The 16603-nt window shown below is 67.4% G+C and carries 15 protein-coding genes; 13 read left to right on the top strand and 2 right to left on the bottom strand.

What is annotated here, in order from left to right:
• The first annotated feature begins 277 nt into the window (after positions 1-277).
• From coxB to AC27L4_RS02920, 8 genes are all read left to right on the top strand, one after another.
• Entirely contained in the window at positions 278-1144 is an 867-nt protein-coding gene (gene coxB / locus AC27L4_RS02955; RefSeq protein ID WP_487140457.1) for a cytochrome c oxidase subunit II, read from the top strand.
• A gap of 18 nt (positions 1145-1162) precedes the next feature.
• A complete protein-coding gene (gene ctaD, locus AC27L4_RS02950; RefSeq protein WP_487140456.1) occupies positions 1163-2791 on the top strand; it encodes a cytochrome c oxidase subunit I in 1629 nt (542 codons plus the stop codon).
• Between the two features lie 134 nt (positions 2792-2925).
• Positions 2926-3855, top strand: a complete 930-nt coding sequence (locus AC27L4_RS02945; protein ID WP_487140955.1) for a heme o synthase — start codon at positions 2926-2928, stop codon at positions 3853-3855.
• 2 nt (positions 3856-3857) lie between these two features.
• Complete coding sequence (locus tag AC27L4_RS02940; RefSeq protein WP_487140455.1) at positions 3858-4019, top strand: CoxF protein; 162 nt, start codon at positions 3858-3860, stop codon at positions 4017-4019.
• A 2-nt stretch (positions 4020-4021) separates the two neighbouring features.
• Positions 4022-4621 carry a cytochrome c oxidase assembly protein gene (locus AC27L4_RS02935; protein WP_487140454.1) on the top strand — a complete coding sequence of 200 codons (600 nt, stop codon included), beginning with the start codon at positions 4022-4024 and terminating at the stop codon, positions 4619-4621.
• A 29-nt stretch (positions 4622-4650) separates the two neighbouring features.
• Entirely contained in the window at positions 4651-5484 is an 834-nt protein-coding gene (locus tag AC27L4_RS02930) for a cytochrome c oxidase subunit 3 (protein WP_487140453.1), read from the top strand.
• A gap of 97 nt (positions 5485-5581) precedes the next feature.
• Entirely contained in the window at positions 5582-5953 is a 372-nt protein-coding gene (locus AC27L4_RS02925) for a DUF983 domain-containing protein (protein ID WP_487140452.1), read from the top strand.
• Positions 5950-6693, top strand: coding sequence for an SURF1 family protein (locus tag AC27L4_RS02920; RefSeq protein WP_487140451.1), 744 nt, complete (start codon positions 5950-5952; stop codon positions 6691-6693). Before AC27L4_RS02925 ends, AC27L4_RS02920 begins: the two co-directional genes overlap by 4 nt.
• A 63-nt stretch (positions 6694-6756) precedes the next feature.
• Here AC27L4_RS02920 and AC27L4_RS02915 read toward each other — a convergent pair whose 3' ends face one another.
• Positions 6757-7110, bottom strand: a complete 354-nt coding sequence (locus AC27L4_RS02915) for a hypothetical protein (protein WP_487140450.1) — start codon at positions 7108-7110, stop codon at positions 6757-6759.
• Positions 7111-7335: 225 nt separating this feature from the next.
• Between AC27L4_RS02915 and thrC the strand changes: the two genes are divergently transcribed.
• The 4 genes from thrC (at position 7336) to AC27L4_RS02895 (ending at position 12129) form a co-directional block, all read left to right on the top strand.
• Positions 7336-8748 (top strand): threonine synthase, encoded by a 1413-nt coding sequence (gene thrC / locus AC27L4_RS02910; RefSeq protein ID WP_487140449.1) that lies wholly within the window; start codon positions 7336-7338, stop codon positions 8746-8748.
• Entirely contained in the window at positions 8745-10004 is a 1260-nt protein-coding gene (locus tag AC27L4_RS02905; RefSeq protein ID WP_487140448.1) for a M16 family metallopeptidase, read from the top strand. Before thrC ends, AC27L4_RS02905 begins: the two co-directional genes overlap by 4 nt.
• A 5-nt stretch (positions 10005-10009) precedes the next feature.
• Positions 10010-10597, top strand: coding sequence for a GNAT family N-acetyltransferase (locus AC27L4_RS02900; RefSeq protein WP_487140954.1), 588 nt, complete (start codon positions 10010-10012; stop codon positions 10595-10597).
• A gap of 107 nt (positions 10598-10704) precedes the next feature.
• Positions 10705-12129 carry an outer membrane beta-barrel protein gene (locus tag AC27L4_RS02895; RefSeq protein ID WP_487140447.1) on the top strand — a complete coding sequence of 475 codons (1425 nt, stop codon included), beginning with the start codon at positions 10705-10707 and terminating at the stop codon, positions 12127-12129.
• Between the two features lie 25 nt (positions 12130-12154).
• Here the strand turns inward: AC27L4_RS02895 and galU are convergent, their stop codons facing one another.
• A complete protein-coding gene (gene galU, locus AC27L4_RS02890) occupies positions 12155-13030 on the bottom strand; it encodes a UTP--glucose-1-phosphate uridylyltransferase GalU (protein ID WP_487140446.1) in 876 nt (291 codons plus the stop codon).
• Positions 13031-13304: 274 nt separating this feature from the next.
• On the opposite strand from galU, the gene AC27L4_RS02885 reads away from it, so the two are divergent.
• Entirely contained in the window at positions 13305-16172 is a 2868-nt protein-coding gene (locus tag AC27L4_RS02885; protein WP_487140953.1) for an EAL domain-containing protein, read from the top strand.
• Positions 16173-16603 lie beyond the last annotated feature (431 nt).

Genomic DNA, 16603 nt, shown 5'->3' with positions numbered 1-16603 from the left:
GGCCGACCCGTAACAGAGGCGTCATCCGTGTCAAGCTTGCGCCTCGATGCCGCAAAAACTCGCCCCGGAGGACCCTCGCCGGTTTCGCGCCCAATTGCCGCACAGACCGCTCTCCCCCTGCCATTGCGATGAGGCGAGGTTTGTGGTTTTTGGGAGCTTCTGAGCTTTACACACATTCCAAACCGTGAAATCAGCACCGTCGTCCGCCCTGCGCGGTCAACATAAGTAGAGGCCGCGCGGCACGAGCGTGGCCGGCGGGAATTCGGAGAGAAGGCGAATGGCTTTCTGCGCAAAGAAGTGGGTGGACCGCATGGCGGTCGCAGCGGTGACGCTGGGCGCGCTGGCGAGCGCGGCCCGGGCGGAGGAGCAACCCGCGGGGCTCGGCCAGCCTGTGCCGTGGCAGCACGGATTCCAGCTGCCGGCGACTCCGGTGATGGAGAACATCGAATCCTTCCACGCGATGGTGTTCTGGATCATCGTGGCGATCGTGCTCTTCGTCCTGGCGCTGCTGGCGTACGTCATCCTGCGCTTCAACCGCAAGGCCAACCCGATCCCCTCCAAGGTGACCCATCACACCGGGATCGAAATCGCCTGGACCGTGGTGCCGATCCTGATCCTGGTCTTCATCGCCGTCCCGTCCTTCCGCCTCCTCTATTTCCAGCAGACCATTCCGCCGGCGGACATCACCATCAAGGCCACCGGCTACCAGTGGAACTGGGACTATGAATATCCCGATCATGGCGGCATTGAGATCCTGTCCAAGATGGTCAAGGAAGCCGACCTCAAGCCCGGCCAGCCCCGCCTGCTGACCGTCGACAACGAGGTGGTGCTGCCGGTGAACAAGGTGGTCCGCGTGCAGGTCACCGGCGCCGACGTCATCCACTCCTTCGCCGTGCCCTCCTTCGGCATCAAGATCGACGCCATCCCCGGACGCCTGAACGAGACTTGGTTCAAGGCGACGCGCGAAGGCATGTTTTACGGCCAGTGCTCCGAACTGTGCGGCACCGAACACGCCTTCATGCCGATCGCGATCCGTATCGTCAGCGATGACGAGTTCGCCAAGTGGGTCTCGACCAAGAAGGCCGAAATGAACGGCCAAACCCCGAACAAGGTCGCCTCCGCGGCGGCCGCTATCGCCAACTGACGGCTTCGAGGACGCATCATGGCCACTGCCGCAGCAACCGCACACGACGACGATCACGACCACCCGACCGGCTGGCGTCGCTACGTCTATTCGACGAACCACAAAGACATCGGCACGATGTATCTGATCTTCGCGCTCTGCGCGGGCCTGATCGGTGGTTTCCTGTCCATCTGCATGCGAATGGAGCTCCAGTCGCCCGGCATGCAGATCTTCACCAATCCCTACACCTTCAACGTGTTCGTCACCGGCCACGGCGTGATCATGATCTTCTTCATGGTGATGCCGGCGATGATCGGCGGGTTCGGCAACTGGTTCGTGCCGCTGATGATCGGCGCGCCGGACATGGCGTTCCCGCGCATGAACAACATCTCGTTCTGGCTGCTGATCCCCTCCTTCGCCCTGCTGATCATCTCGATGTTCGTGCCGGGCGGTCCCGGCGAGGGCGACTACGGCTTCGGCGGCGGCTGGACGGCCTATGCGCCGATGTCCTCCAAGGTCGGCACGCCCGGCATGGCGATGGACTTCGTCATCCTGTCGCTGCACCTGGCCGGCGCTTCCTCGATCCTCGGCGCCATCAACTTCATCACCACGATCTTCAACATGCGCGCCCCGGGCATGACGCTGCACAAGATGCCGCTGTTCGCCTGGGCGGTGCTGGTCACGGCCTTCCTGCTGCTGCTGTCGCTGCCGGTCCTGGCGGGCGCCATCACCATGCTGCTGACCGACCGCAACTTCGACACCTCCTTCTTCGCCCCGCAGGGCGGCGGTGACCCGATCCTCTACCAGCACCTGTTCTGGTTCTTCGGCCATCCGGAAGTGTACATCCTGATCCTGCCCGGCTTCGGCATGATCAGCCACATCGTCTCGACCTTCTCGCGCAAGCCGATCTTCGGCTACCTCGGCATGGCCTATGCCATGGTCGCCATCGGCCTGGTCGGCTTCGTCGTGTGGGCTCACCACATGTACACGGTCGGCCTCGACGTCGACACCCAGGCCTACTTCGTGTTCGCCACCATGGTGATCGCGGTGCCGACGGGCGTGAAGATCTTCTCGTGGATCGCCACGATGTGGGGCGGCTCGATCGATTTCAAGGCGCCGATGGTCTGGGCGGTGGGCTTCATCTTCCTGTTCACGGTCGGCGGCGTCACCGGCGTCGTGCTGGCCAATGCCGGTATCGACCGGTCGCTGCAGGACACCTACTACGTGGTGGCGCACTTCCACTACGTGCTGTCGCTGGGCGCCGTCTTCGCCATCTTCGCCGCCTGGTACTACTGGTTCCCGAAGTTCTCGGGCTATGTCATCCCCGACTGGATGGGCCACGTGCACTTCTGGATCGCCTTCGTCGGCGCCAACGTGCTGTTCTTCCCGCAGCACTTCCTCGGTCTGGCCGGCATGCCGCGCCGCTATGTCGACTACCCCGACGCCTATGCGGGCTGGAACTTCGTCTCCTCGATCGGCTCCTACATCTTCGCGATCGGCGTGTTCTGGTTCCTGGCGATCAACTTCTACGCCATTTTCGTCCGCAAGGAGCGCGCGGCCGACAATCCGTGGGGCGAAGGCGCGACGACGCTGGAGTGGACGCTGTCCTCCCCGCCGCCGTTCCACCAGTTCTCGACGCTGCCGCGCATCGTCGACGGCGGACACTGACACGACATGCGGAGCGGCCGGTCCCCGGCCGCTCCGCCGGACCTTCGGGATTTCTGCGCGATCTCCAAGCCCGCTCCGATGGGCGGGCTTGGACATCCCGCCGGGAGAGAATTGAGGCTTCAGACGTGACCGATATCGGCTTGCAGATCGACGCGGACCAACAGGCTGCCGTCACCGGCGTCAGCAACGCGTCGGTCGGCGACTACATCGCCCTGCTCAAGCCGCGCGTCATGTCGCTGGTGGTGTTCACCGCGCTCACCGGGATGATGATGGCGCCGGGCGCGATCCATCCGCTGATCGGCTTCTGCTCGCTGCTCGCCATCGCCGTCGGCGCCGGCGCCTCGGGCGCGCTCAACATGTGGTACGATGCCGATATCGACGCGATCATGACGCGCACCCGGCGCCGGCCGATCCCGGCCGGCCGGGTCACGCCGGGCGAGGCGCTCGCCTTCGGCATCGTGCTCTCCGTCGGCTCGGTCTTGGTGCTCGGCCTTGTGGCGAACCCGGTCGCGGCCGCGCTGCTCGCCTTCACCATCCTGTTCTACGTCGTCGTCTACACCATGTGGCTGAAGCGCTGGACGCCGCAGAACATCGTCATCGGCGGTGCCGCCGGCGCGCTGCCGCCGGTGGTGGCCTGGGCGGCGGTGACCGGCTCCGTCTCGCTCGAAAGCCTGGTGCTGTTCGCCATCATCTTCATCTGGACGCCGCCGCATTTCTGGGCCCTGGCCCTGTTCAAGTCGGGCGACTACGAGCGCGCCGGCGTGCCGATGCTGCCCGTGGTCTCGGGCGCCGCCGAGACCCGCCGGCAGATCCTGCTCTACACCCTCGTGCTGGCGCCGGTCGGCCTGCTGCCGTGGTACATGGGCTTCGGCCATGCGCTCTACGGCCTCGTCGCTCTTGCCGGCGGCATCGGCATGCTGTGGCTCGCCTTCGCCATCCGGCTGCGGCCCCAGGACGACCGGCCGGCCAAGCGCATGTTCGGCTTCTCCATCCTCTATCTCTTCGCGCTGTTCGCGTCGCTGCTGGTGGAAGCCCTCATCCGCGTCTCCGGCCTGGGAGCATGATCATGAGCAAGCTGCAACTGGATGCCGTGACCCTGACGCCGGAGCAGATCCGTCGCCGCCGCCAGCGCAACATCGCCATGGCGCTGGCACTTGCGGCCCTGGTGGTGCTCTTCTACGCCGTCAGCTTCATCAAGGGCCCGGGCGTGGCGATGCAGGGGTTCTGAGCATGGCGGAACCGAAGAGCTCCCCCATGGGTGCGCGCCACGCACGCGTGGCCGTGTGCTGCGCCGTCTTCGTCGGCGCCATGGTCGGCGCAGCCTATGCCGCCGTGCCGCTCTACGACATCTTCTGCAAGGTCACCGGCTATGCCGGAACGACGCGCCAGGCCGTGGCCGCGCCGGGCAAGGTGCTCGACCGCACCTTCGAAGTCCGCTTCGATTCCAATTTGAACGGCGCCCTGCCCTGGAAGTTCGAGCCGGAAGCCCGCACCGTCACGGTCAAGGCCGGCGAAGTGAAGACGGTCTATTACCGCGTCAGCAATTTCAGCCGGGAGGAGATGCGCGGCATCGCCTCCTACAACGTCACGCCGATGGAGACGGGCGCCTTCTTCTCCAAGATCTCCTGCTTCTGCTTCAGCGAGCAGGTGTTGAAGCCGGGCGAGACGATGGAATTGCCGGTGGTGTTCTTCGTCGATCCGGCGATCGTCGAGCAGAAGGCGCTCGACGACGTCAAGACCATCACCCTGTCCTACACCTTCTTCCCGGCGAAGCGCTCTGCAACGCCGGTTGCGGGCGCCACGCCCAAACCCGATAAACCTCGGACCTAGGTCCGGGGAACTGCCTGCTGGAGAGAGCCATGGCGCACGCCAAGCACCACGACTACCACCTCGTCAATCCGAGCCCGTGGCCCTTCGTCGGCTCGATGTCGGCGTTCTTCTTCGCCCTCGGCGCCATCCTCTGGATGCACAAGATCTCGTGGGGTCCGCTGGTGTTCGGCATCGGCCTCATCGGCATCCTCTACACCATGCTGATGTGGTGGTGGAACGTCGTCACCGAGGCCCAGCACGGCGACCATACGCCGGTGGTGCAGATGCATCATCGCTACGGCATGATGATGTTCATCGCCTCGGAGGTGATGTTCTTCGTCGCCTGGTTCTGGGCCTATTTCGACGTGGCGCTGTTCCCCGGCGAGGTGCACGAAGTCGCCCGCACGGCCCTGACCGGCGGCGTCTGGCCGCCGAAGGGCATCGAGACGCTCGACCCCTGGCACCTGCCCCTGCTCAACACCCTGATCCTGCTGACCTCGGGCACGACGGTCACCTGGGCGCATCACGCCCTGATCAGCGGCGACAAGGAGGGCGTGAAGCAGGGCCTGTGGTGCACGATCCTGCTCGGCCTGCTGTTCACCACGGTCCAGGCCTATGAGTATGCCCACGCGCCGTTCGAGTTCTCGAACCATATCTACGGCGCGACCTTCTTCATGGCGACCGGCTTCCACGGCTTCCACGTCATCGTCGGCACGATCTTCCTGGCGGTCTGCCTCTACCGCGCCTATCTCGACCAGTTCAGCGTGCAGCATCACCTCGGCTTCGAGTTCGCCGCCTGGTACTGGCACTTCGTCGACGTGGTCTGGCTGTTCCTGTTCGCCTGCATCTATGTGTGGGGCGCCGGCGCCCACTCCGCGGGCTAGGGCCCCGGATGCCGCGGGTCGGACCGGTCCGGCCCGCGACGGATGGATTCGAGACGGCCGGGGCAACCCGGCCGTTTTGCTTTGGAGGATGCGCCACATGCCGGATCATCGCCACTATGCCCCCCAGCCGCCGATCCAGGTCGGGCTCGCCGGGCGCTGCCCGCGCTGCGGCCAGGGCCGCCTGTTCGATGGGATGGTGAAGATCGCGCCGCGCTGCCAAGCCTGCGGCCTCGACTATGCCGACCCCGGCGACGGCGCCACCATGTTCGTCATCCTGATCGGCAACTTCATCATCCTTGCCGCGGCACTCTGGCTCGAATTCACCTTCGAGCCGCCGATCTGGGTGCATATCCTGCTCTGGGTGCCGCTCTCGCTGATCTACTGCGTGCTCGCCCTGCGACTGATCAAGGGCGTGCTGGTGGCGCTGCAATACGCCAACAAGGCGGCAGAGGGGCGCGCGGAGCGATGACCGCTGCCCGGCAGCCCAGTCGGTCGCTGCTCTGGCCGACCGTCTTCGCCGTCCTCGTCTTCGGCATCCTGCTGGCGCTCGGCACCTGGCAGCTCCAGCGCCTCGCCTGGAAGGAAGGGCTGATCCGCGCCGCCACCGAGCGCTCCACCCAGCCGCCGCAGCCCGTGCCGCCCGAGGCCGACTGGCCGAAGCTCGATCGCGACTCCGTCGAATATCGTCGCGTCGCGCTGGCCGGCCGTTTCCGCCATCAGGACGAGGTGCGTGTCTTCACCGACCTGCCGGAGGCCCGCGGCCCGGCGAAGGGCATCGGATTCTGGGTGCTGACACCGTTGGTGCAGGACGACGGCTCCATCGTGCTGGTCAATCGCGGATTCGTGCCGCGCGGCCGGGAAGCTCCCGCCAGCCGGGCCGAGGGCCAGATCGAGGGCCCCGTCACCCTTACGGGGCTGATGCGCTGGAGCGAGGACCGCAACGCCTTCACACCGGCCGACAACCCGGCCAAGGGCGAATGGTTCACCCGCGACATCGCCGCCATCGCTGCCGCCAAGGGACTGGCGCGGGTGGCGCCGTTCTTCGTCGACGCGACGGAAAGCGGTCCCGGCGGGTTGCCGGAGGGCGGCGAGACGCGATTGACCTTCCCCAACCGCCACATGGAATATGCGCTGACCTGGTACGGCCTCGCCGGGTCGCTGGTCGTGGTCTATGCCGTCTTTGCCTGGCGGCGACGGGGCGGACGGTAGCCCCGTCGCAAATAGCCGCCGTCGCCCGCGAGCAAGCCGCTCCGTCGGCGCGGCCGCCATCCGTCACATCCTGCAATCCAGCCCCGACGCCGACAGCCCTGTCACGATGCCGTTCATCACGGTGAAGTTGACGAGGCAATTGTCGTTGGGGGTTCCTCCGCCCCACCCTTCCGAAATCTCGAACTTGCCGAGCATGTTGCGTCCTCCGATGCGCCGATTGGAGTATCCGATGAACTTCATCCCGGATTGCTGGAATTGGATCTCGGGTGGTCCGAAGTCCCTGAGCACATCGGCCTCCGGACGCCCGAGATAGGCCTTCAGGTTCGATTTCAGCCGCTCGATCCCCGGCGTCGTGCATGCAGCCAGTACCGCACAGAGGATCGCGACCACAATGGCCCGCATCGTCATGGTTCTCATTGGCAAAAGCTCCCCTGGGGAAGGGCAGCCTCGTCCAGGTGCCCGGCCGGCGCAAGCAGGATTCGCGGTCGCTACAGCGGGGAAGCGTCTGCCGCGACGACCCGGCATGAGGGGCCGGATCAATCGGGGCCAGTCGGCGGCGTCCGCGAGATAGGGCCCGGCGATCCTCGCCTTGCCTGCCGCAGGCGTGCCGACTAGTGTGCCGGCGACATCGAGGTCCGTCCATTGCGCTACATTTCGACCCGGGGCGAGGCCCCTGTTCTCGGCTTCTCCGACGCCCTGCTGGCCGGGCTGGCCCGCGACGGCGGCCTCTACCTGCCCGAGGCCTGGCCGCAGATCGACGCTGCGGCCATCGCCGACCTTGCCGGCAAGCCCTATTGGCAGGTGGCGGAGCGGGTGATCTCGCCTTTCGTCGGCGACGAGATCGCGCCGCAGGACCTGCGTGCCATGCTGCGCGAGGCCTATGCCGCCTTCTCGCACCCGGCAGTGACGCCGCTGGTGCAGCTCGGCGACAACCTGTTCGTGCAGGAACTGTTCCACGGCCCGACGCTCGCGTTCAAGGACGTGGCGATGCAGCTTCTCGGCCGGCTGATGGATCATGTCCTGAAGGCGCGCAACCGGCGGGCGACCATCGTCGGCGCAACCTCGGGCGACACCGGCAGCGCCGCGATCGAGGCGTTTCGCGGCCTCGACCAGGTCGACATCGTCATCCTCTACCCGCACGGCCGCGTCTCCGACGTGCAGCGCCGGCAGATGACCACGGTTGCCGCCGCCAACGTCCATGCCGTGGCGCTGGAAGGCAATTTCGACGACTGCCAGGCGCTGGTGAAGGCGATGTTCAACCATCACGCCTTCCGCGACGCGCTGGGACTGTCCGGTGTCAACTCGATCAACTGGGCCCGGATCATGGCGCAGGTCGTCTACTACTTCACCGCCGCCGTGGCGCTGGGGGCGCCGCACAGGCCGGTCTCCTTTGCCGTGCCGACCGGCAATTTCGGCGATGTCTTCGCCGGCTATGTCGCCAAGCGCATGGGCCTGCCGATCGAACGGCTGCTGATCGCCACCAACACCAACGACATTCTGGTGCGCACCCTGGAGAGCGGCGCCTACGAGGCGCGCGGCGTGGTACCGACCTCCTCGCCCTCGATGGACATCCAGGTCTCCTCGAACTTCGAGCGCCTCCTGTTCGATGCCCACGGCCGCGACGCCGGCACGCTGCGCGGCCTGATGGCGAGCCTGGCGCAATCGGGGCGTTTCGAGATCGCCGCGGCACCGCTGGCGGCAATCCGGGCCGAGTTCGACGGCGCCCGTGCCGACGAAACCGAGATCGAGGCGACCATCGGCGAAGTCTGGCGCGAGGCTTCCTACCTGCTCGACCCACACACGGCCGTCGGCGTCGCCGCAGCCCGCAAGGCTGCCGGCAATCCGGCCGTGCCGATCGTGGTGCTCGGCACGGCCCATCCCGCCAAGTTCCCGGCCGCGGTCGAGCGGGCCAGCGGCATCCATCCCGCCTTGCCGGCACATCTCGCCGACCTGTTCGAGCGGGAGGAACGCTTCACCGTGCTGGCGAACGACCAGCGCACCGTGGAAGACTTCGTCCGTGCGCGGTCGCGCAGTGTTCGGGGCGCAGCCGCATGAGCGTCGCGGTCACGACGCTGCCCTCCGGGCTTACGGTCATCACCGATGCCATGCCGCATCTGGAGACCGCCTCCCTCGGCGTGTGGGCGGGAGCGGGCGGGCGTTCCGAGCGGGCCGACGAGCACGGCCTCGCCCACCTGCTCGAGCACATGGCCTTCAAGGGCACGCGACGGCGCGATGCCCGGCGCATCGCCGAGGAGATCGAGGCGGCCGGCGGAGACCTCAACGCCGCCACCTCGGCCGAGCAGACCGCCTATTACGCCCGCGTCCTCAAGCAGGATGTCGGCCTCGGCCTCGACATCCTCGCCGACATCCTGACCGAGCCGCTGTTCGACGAGACCGAGCTCGGTCGCGAGAAAGGCGTCATCCTCCAGGAGATCGGCGCGGTCGAGGACACGCCCGACGACCTGGTCTTCGACCTGTTCAGCGAGACGGCCTTCCCCGGCCAGCCGCTCGGCTGGCGCATCCTCGGCACGCCGGCGACGGTGACGGCCTTCGACCGCGCCGCGATCCGCCGCTATCTCGACACCCACTACCACGCCCCGCAAATGGTGGTGGCGGCGGCGGGCGCGGTCGAGCACGCGCGCCTGGCAGAGGATGCCGAGCGGCTGTTCGCCGCACTGCCGAGCGATCCGGCCCCTTCGCCCGAGCCGGCGCGGTACACGGGTGGCGAGACCGTGGTGGAGACCGACCACGAGCAGGCGAACCTGCTGATCGGCTTCGAGGGCCGTTCCTACCGCGATCAGGATAGCCAGGCGCTGGGCCTGTTCACCGGTATCCTCGGCGGCGGCATGTCATCACGCCTGTTCCAGGAAGTGCGCGAGAAGCGCGGCCTGTGCTACTCGATCTACGCCTTCCAATGGGGCTATGCCGATACCGGCCTGTTCGGCGTGTCGGCCGGAGCCGGCGCGGAGGATCTCGCCGACCTCGTGCCGGTGATCCTCGACGAGATCGCCGGCCTGACCGAGGCGCCCGGCGAAGCGGAGCTCGCCCGCGCCAAGGCGCAGATGAAGGCCGGCCTGCTGATGGCGCTGGAATCCTCCTCGGTCCGCGCCGAGCAGCTCGCCCGCCACATGCTGGTCTGGGGCCGGCCGCTCACCACGGCCGAGATCATCGGCAAGATCGACGCGGTGACCCCCGACGATATCCGCAGGGTCGGCCGCGCCCTGCTGGCGAGCCCTCCCACCCTTACAGCCATCGGCCCGGTGGCCACCCTGCCCCGCCGGGACGCGATCATGACCAGGATCGCCGGTTGACGCTGATGTCGTTCCTGCGGCCGCTGTCCTTCTCCGACGCCATGCCGGTGCTGCACGGAGAGGGCGTGGAGCTGCGTCCGCCGCAGATGCGCCACTACGAGGCCTGGGCGGCGCTGCGCAGCGACAGCCGCATCTTCCTCACGCCCTGGGAGCCGACCTGGCCGCCGGCCGACCTGACGCGGCTCGCCTTTCGCGCCCGCCTGCGCCGCTATGCCCGCGACGTGCGCGCCGACACGGCCTATCCCTACTTCATCTTCCGGACCGGCGACGGCGCCCTGGTCGGCGGCCTCACCCTCGGCCAGGTGCGGCGGGGCGTGGCGCAGTCGGCCTCTCTGGGCTATTGGATGGGCGAGGTCCATGCCGGCAAGGGCCACATGACGGCGGCGGTGCGCGCGCTGATCCCCTATGCCTTCGGCCCCCTGCAGCTGCGCCGCATCGAGGCGGCCTGCCTGCCCAACAACACGCCCTCGATCCGGCTGCTGGAGCGCGTCGGCTTCTCGCGCGAGGGCTATGCCCGCGCCTATCTGTGCATCAACGGCGAGTGGCGCGACCACCTGCTTTACGCGCTGCTGTCGACCGACCCCCTGCGATAACACCGCATTAACCCTGCTCCTTTACCTGTTGGTAACGACGCTGCGGGCGTCGGCGGGAGCGGGGGACTGTGCGCCAGAGATGTCATGGCAGCAGCATTGCAGCAGGCGTGGCCATCGCGGCCGCGACGGTGGTGCTCGGCCCTGCCCTGGCGCAAACCCAGGACTCCCTGCAACTGCGCGGCGCCCTTGACGCAACCGCGCCGGCGCCGGGGGTGCGGGGCCTGGTGTCGCTGCCGCCCCCGCCCGTGACGCTCAACAAGCCGACGAGCGTCCGGCGCATCCGCTCGGCCGAGCCGCCCATGCTGCGCGACGTCGTGCCCGATCCCAACGCGCCGGTACAGCCGGTCTCGACCGGCGACGGCGCCGCGTCGGCGCCGATCGGCCCGCCGACGCTCGAGCCCGAGATCCCCGTCCGCCGGCCGCGGCGGCCCGTGGAAGAAGATCCCTATGCGCCGCTCGGCCTCAGGGCCGGCACCTTCATGCTGCGGCCTTCGATCGATGTCGACTTCGGCTATAGCGACAATCCCGGCTTCGCAAGCGGCAAGGTCAAGGGCGCGACCTTCGTGCTGGTCAAGCCGCGGCTGGAGTTCAATTCCGACTGGGACCGGCATGAGCTGCGCGGCTCGATCGACGGCAGCTACACCAACTATTTCGGCCAGACCGATGAGAACCGCCCCAAGCTCAACGCGCTGCTGAGCGGGCGCTTCGACGTGCAGCGCGACACCGCCATCGAGGCTGAAACCCGCTTCGTCCTCGATTCGCTGCGCCAGGACGATCCCAACGCCCCGCCCGGGGCGACGACGCGGCCGATCACGCTCGCCTATGGCGCCACGCTGGGGGTGGTGCAGCAGTTCGGACGAACCTCGCTCCGCCTGCGCGGCGCCATCGACCGCAACACCACCCAGGACGATCCGACCAGCGACTACGACACCTATGGCGTCGCCCTGCGCGGCACCTATGACCTGTCGCCGGCGGTGAGGCCCTTCCTGGAGGTCGCACTGGACCAGCGCCGCCACGATGTCGACACGCCGCGCGACTCGGACGGCCTCACCGGCTTGGCCGGCGTGACGCTCGACCTCAACGGCACGTTCACCGGCGAAGCCGCGGTCGGCTACGAATCGCGCCGCTACAGGGGGCCCGGCTTCAGCGATCTCAGCGGCCTGCTCGTCGATGCGTCGCTGGTGTGGCGCCCGACCGTCCTGACCACGGTGACGTTCAAAGCCTCGTCCAACCTCGGCGAGACGACGCTGGCCGGCTCGAGCGGCACGATCAATCACACCTACGGTGTCGAGGTCTCCCATGCGCTGCGGCGCTATCTCATCGCCAAGGCCGCCGTCTCGCAGCAGATCTCGGATTATGTCGGCACCCCGCGCACCGACAGGACCTTCGACGCCGCACTCGGCCTCGAATACAAGCTGTCACGCACCTTCGCGGTGAAGGCGACCTACGCCTATGAGCGCCTCACCTCCACCATACCCAGCTCGGACTACACCGCCAACAGCCTAATGGTCGGCCTCAGGATGCAATATTGAACGGCGCCGGCGACGCCGCGGCCGCTCAGATCCCGAGCGCCTTCAGCTCCGCCCGCAATTCGTCGCCGAGCCCGGGCCGGGCCAGGGCATAGGCGACGTTGGCGGTGAGGAAGCCGATCTTCATGCCGGTGTCGAAGATGCGGCCCTTGAAGACCGAACCGTAGAACTTCTGAGTCCTCGCCAGGGTCAGCATCGAATCGGTCAGCTGGATCTCGCCGCCGGCGCCGCGCTCCTGCGTCTCGAGGAGCTTGAACACCTCCGGCTGCAGGATATAGCGGCCGGACACTGCCAGGTTCGACGGCGCGGTGCCGCGCTTGGGCTTCTCGACCATCTGCGTGATCTCGAAGGCGTTGCCGCCGATCGCCGCGCCCCGCCCGACGATGCCGTATTGGTGCGTCTGGTCCTCCGGCGCCTCGAACACCGCAATGTGATTGCCGCCGACCTTGTCATAGGCCTCGATCATCTCGGCGAGGCAGCCCTTGCCCTGGCCCTGGTGCAGCATGTCGGGCAGCAGCAGGGCGAAAGGCTCCTCGCCGACGATGTCGCGCGCGCACCAGACCGCATGGCCGAGGCCGAGCGGCGCCTGCTGGCGGGTGAAGCTGGTCTGCCCGGCGCCCGGCAGGATGCGCTGGAGTTCTTCCAGGGCCTCGGTCTTGCCGCGCTCCTTCAGCATCGAATCGAGCTCGTAGGCGATGTCGAAATGGTCCTCGATCACGCCCTTGTTGCGGCCGGTGACGAAGATGAAATGCTCGATGCCGGCCTCGCGCGCCTCATCGACCACATGCTGGATCACCGGCTTGTCGACCACGGTGAGCATCTCCTTCGGCACCGACTTGGTGGCGGGGAGGAAACGGGTGCCGAGGCCGGCGACGGGAAAGACAGCTTTGCGGATGCGCTTCATGACGAGCCCTTGCGACTGGTGCAACGATGCACGGCAAACGCCGTACGAACCCTTAACGGCGGACGCGTGCCCTTAGTTCTGCCGCGACGGAACGCCGAGCGCAATCGCCGTGCTCCGCCGACGGAGCGGTTGATTCCGCGGGGATGCCGATGGTCCGCGCTTGCCGAAGGCCCGCTTGCCCGGTACTGCTTGCCCACACATCGGGGGGCAAGTGGGGTCAGGCCGTGCCAGTCGGCCGGCAGCCGGAGATTGTGCGTTGAGTTTCAGGACAGTCATCGCAGCCGTTTTTGCCTCCGCGGTCTGCGTTCTGGCGGCTATCAGCTCCGCTTTTGCATTGGAGCCGGTCTCGGTCACCAACGATGTCGATGCCATCGACCTGTCCCCGGCGGTCCAGTTCTATTCGACTCAGGGCGACCGCATCCAGATCCAGACCGCGCCCGGTCCCGACGGCATCGTCCGCCGCATCGAGGTGCGGGCGAAGGAAGCGGGCGCCAACCCCAACTGGATCGGCTTCGCCCTGGCCAACACGACCGACGAACAGATCGACCGCATCCTGGTGGCGCCGCATTTCCGGCTGGTCGGCTCGGGCCTGGTCTGGCCCGATCTCGGCGCCTCCCGGATCGCCGACATCACGCCGAGCCAGGGCTTCCGGCCCGAGCGCGAGGACGCGGACGACGCGGACGTGTTCCGCATCACGCTGGATCCGGGCTCGCGCGTCACCTTCGTCGCCGAGCTGCGCACCGCCAAGCTGCCGCAGCTCTATCTGTGGGATCCCGACGCCTACAAGGACAAGGTCAACGCGCTCACCCTGTACAAGGGCATCGTCATGGGCATCGCCGGCCTGCTGGCGCTGTTCCTCACCATCGCCTTCGTGGTCCGCGGCACGGCGATGTTCCCGGCCGCCGCGGCGCTGGCCTGGGCGGTGCTGGCCTATCTCGCCATCGACTTCGGCTTCCTGCACAAGGTCCTGGCCATCCGGGACGACGGCGACCGCACCTGGCGGGCGGGAGCGGAAGCGATCTTCTCGGCGACGATGCTGGTGTTCCTGTTCGCCTATCTCAATCTCAACCGCTGGCATGTGCGCTACAGCTATGTGCTGGTCGCCTGGCTGATCGCGCTGGCGGCCCTGGTGGGCCTGGCCGTCGTCGACGCCCCGGTCGCGGCGGGCGTGGCGCGCATCTCCATCGCCACGCTGGCGGCCGTGGGCCTGCTGATCATCGTTTACCTCGCCGCCTACGGCTATGACCGGGCGGTCATGCTGATCCCGACCTGGACGCTGCTGCTGGCCTGGGTGGTGGCGGCCGGCATGACCATCACCGGGCACCTCACCAACGACCTGGTGCAGCCCGCCCTCACAGGCGGCCTGGTGCTGGTGGTGATGCTGATCGGCTTCACGGTGATGCAGCACGCATTCGCCGGCGGCACCTTCGCGCCCGGCCTGATGTCCGACACCGAGCGCAAGGCTCTCGCCCTCACCGGGTCCGGCGACATCGTCTGGGACTGGGACGTCCCGGCCGACCGCATCTATGTCAGCCCCGAGGCCGACCAGCTCCTGAACGTCAAGCGCGGCACCCTGGAGGGACCGGCGAGCCGTTGGCTGGAGCTGGTGCACGTGCTCGACCGCGACCGCTTCCGCACCGCCCTCGACGCGGTGATCGACCAGCGCCGCGGCCGCGTGGCCCAGGACTTCCGCATCCGGGCCGGCGACGGCCACTACCGCTGGCTGAACCTCAAGGCACGCCCGGTGGTGGGGTCCGACGGCGAGGTGGTGCGCTGCGTCGGCGTGATCGCCGACGTGACCGAGCAGAAGACCGCCGAGGAACGGCTGCTGCACGATGCGGTGCATGACAACCTCACGGGCCTGCCGAACCGCGAACTGTTCATGGACCGTCTGGAAGGAGCCCTGGCCACGGCCCGGCAGGATCCGGCGGCGCGGCCGGTGGTGATCCTGCTCGACATCGACCGCTACAAGAAGATCAACGATTCCGTCGGCCTGGCCATCGGCGATTCGATCCTGCTCACCGTGGCGCGCCGCCTGTCGCGCCTGCTCAAGCCGCGCGACAGCGTGGCGCGCATCAGCGGCGACCAGTTCGGCATGATCGTCCTGTCCGAGCGCGAACCGGAGCGGATCGAGGCCTTCGCCGAGACGATCCGCAGGACGCTGCGCACCCCGGTGGCGGTGGCCGACCGGGAAATCTTCCTCACCGCCTCCATCGGCATCCTCATGGTCGACGGCGATGCCGCCGCCAAGGCGGAGGAGGTGCTGAAAGACGCCGAAATCGCCATGTACCACGCCAAGAAACATGGCGGCGACCGGATCGAGACGTTCCGCGCCGCCATGCGGGGCGAGCGGCCGGACCGGCTGGCGCTTGAGGCCGACCTCAGGCGGGCGATCGAGCGGGAAGAGGTCAAGGTGCTGTTCCAGCCGATCGTCCGGCTGGAAGACCGGACCATCGCCGGCTTCGAGGCGCTGGTGCGCTGGGATCATCCGCGGCTCGGCCGGCTGTCGCCCCGCGACTTCATCCCGATCGCCGAGGAGAGCGGCCTGATCGTCGACCTCGGCCTGTTCGTGCTCGACAAGACGACGCGCCAGCTCGTCACCTGGCAGCGGCTGGTGGAAAGCGACCCGCCGATCTTCGCCAGCGTCAACGTCTCCAGCCGCCAATTGCTGCGCCACGACCTGATCCACGACCTCAAGGGCGTGCTGTCGCGCTCGGCGGTGGCGCCCGGCTCGCTGAAGCTGGAGATCACCGAAAGCCTGGTGATGGAGAATCCCGAATATGCCGCGCAGATGCTGATGCAGGTGCGCGAACTCGGCGCCGGCCTGTCGATGGACGATTTCGGCACCGGCTATTCCAGCCTCGCCTATCTCCAGCGCTTCCCGTTCGACACGATCAAGATCGACAAGAGCTTCGTGCGCCCCAACGGCAGCGGCGCGCGGCCCGTGATCCTGCGCTCGATCATCACCATGGCGCACGATCTCGGCATGGATGTCGTCGCCGAAGGCGCGGAAACCGATGCCGATGCGGCGGAACTGCACGAGCTGGGTTGCGAGTATGCGCAGGGCTACGCCTTCGGCGAGCCGATGACCGCCGACGAGGCCCGCCGGCTGATCGCCGGGCCGATCCGGCTACGGGCGTAAGGTATCGTTCGCGAACAGATGCGTCACATCGGATTCGTGCGAGCGGCCTCTAAGGAGCCGTTTGCGGATAAGACATCGCCCGAGAATAAGGACTTCGGTTGTTAATTGGGTGAGACATCTCAATTCGTCATGGCCGGACTTGATCCGGCCATCCTCGCGAACACCTCCAGCGTCATACTATTGGCGACCTGAACAAGTGCTCTTACCTGATCTGTCGCGTTCGCGTGGATGGCCGGATCAAGTCCGGCCATGACGCCCAGGTCGAATCGCTTATTCGTGAACGGCGCCTAGGAGGCGTTGCGCGTCGTCGGGCGGGGTGAAATGGTCGATCCAAAATCCGGGAATGTGCCCCGACGCAGTCGGGGCAGATGGAGTGAGGTCCGTAAGGTCCGTCCCTGACCGCGTCTGCGCCACCGTCATGCCGTGTCGGC

Source organism: Labrys sp. Lb11 (genome assembly GCF_057554225.1).
The sequence above is the reverse complement of the archived record's forward strand: the minus strand, read 5'-3'. Positions and strand labels throughout refer to the sequence as shown.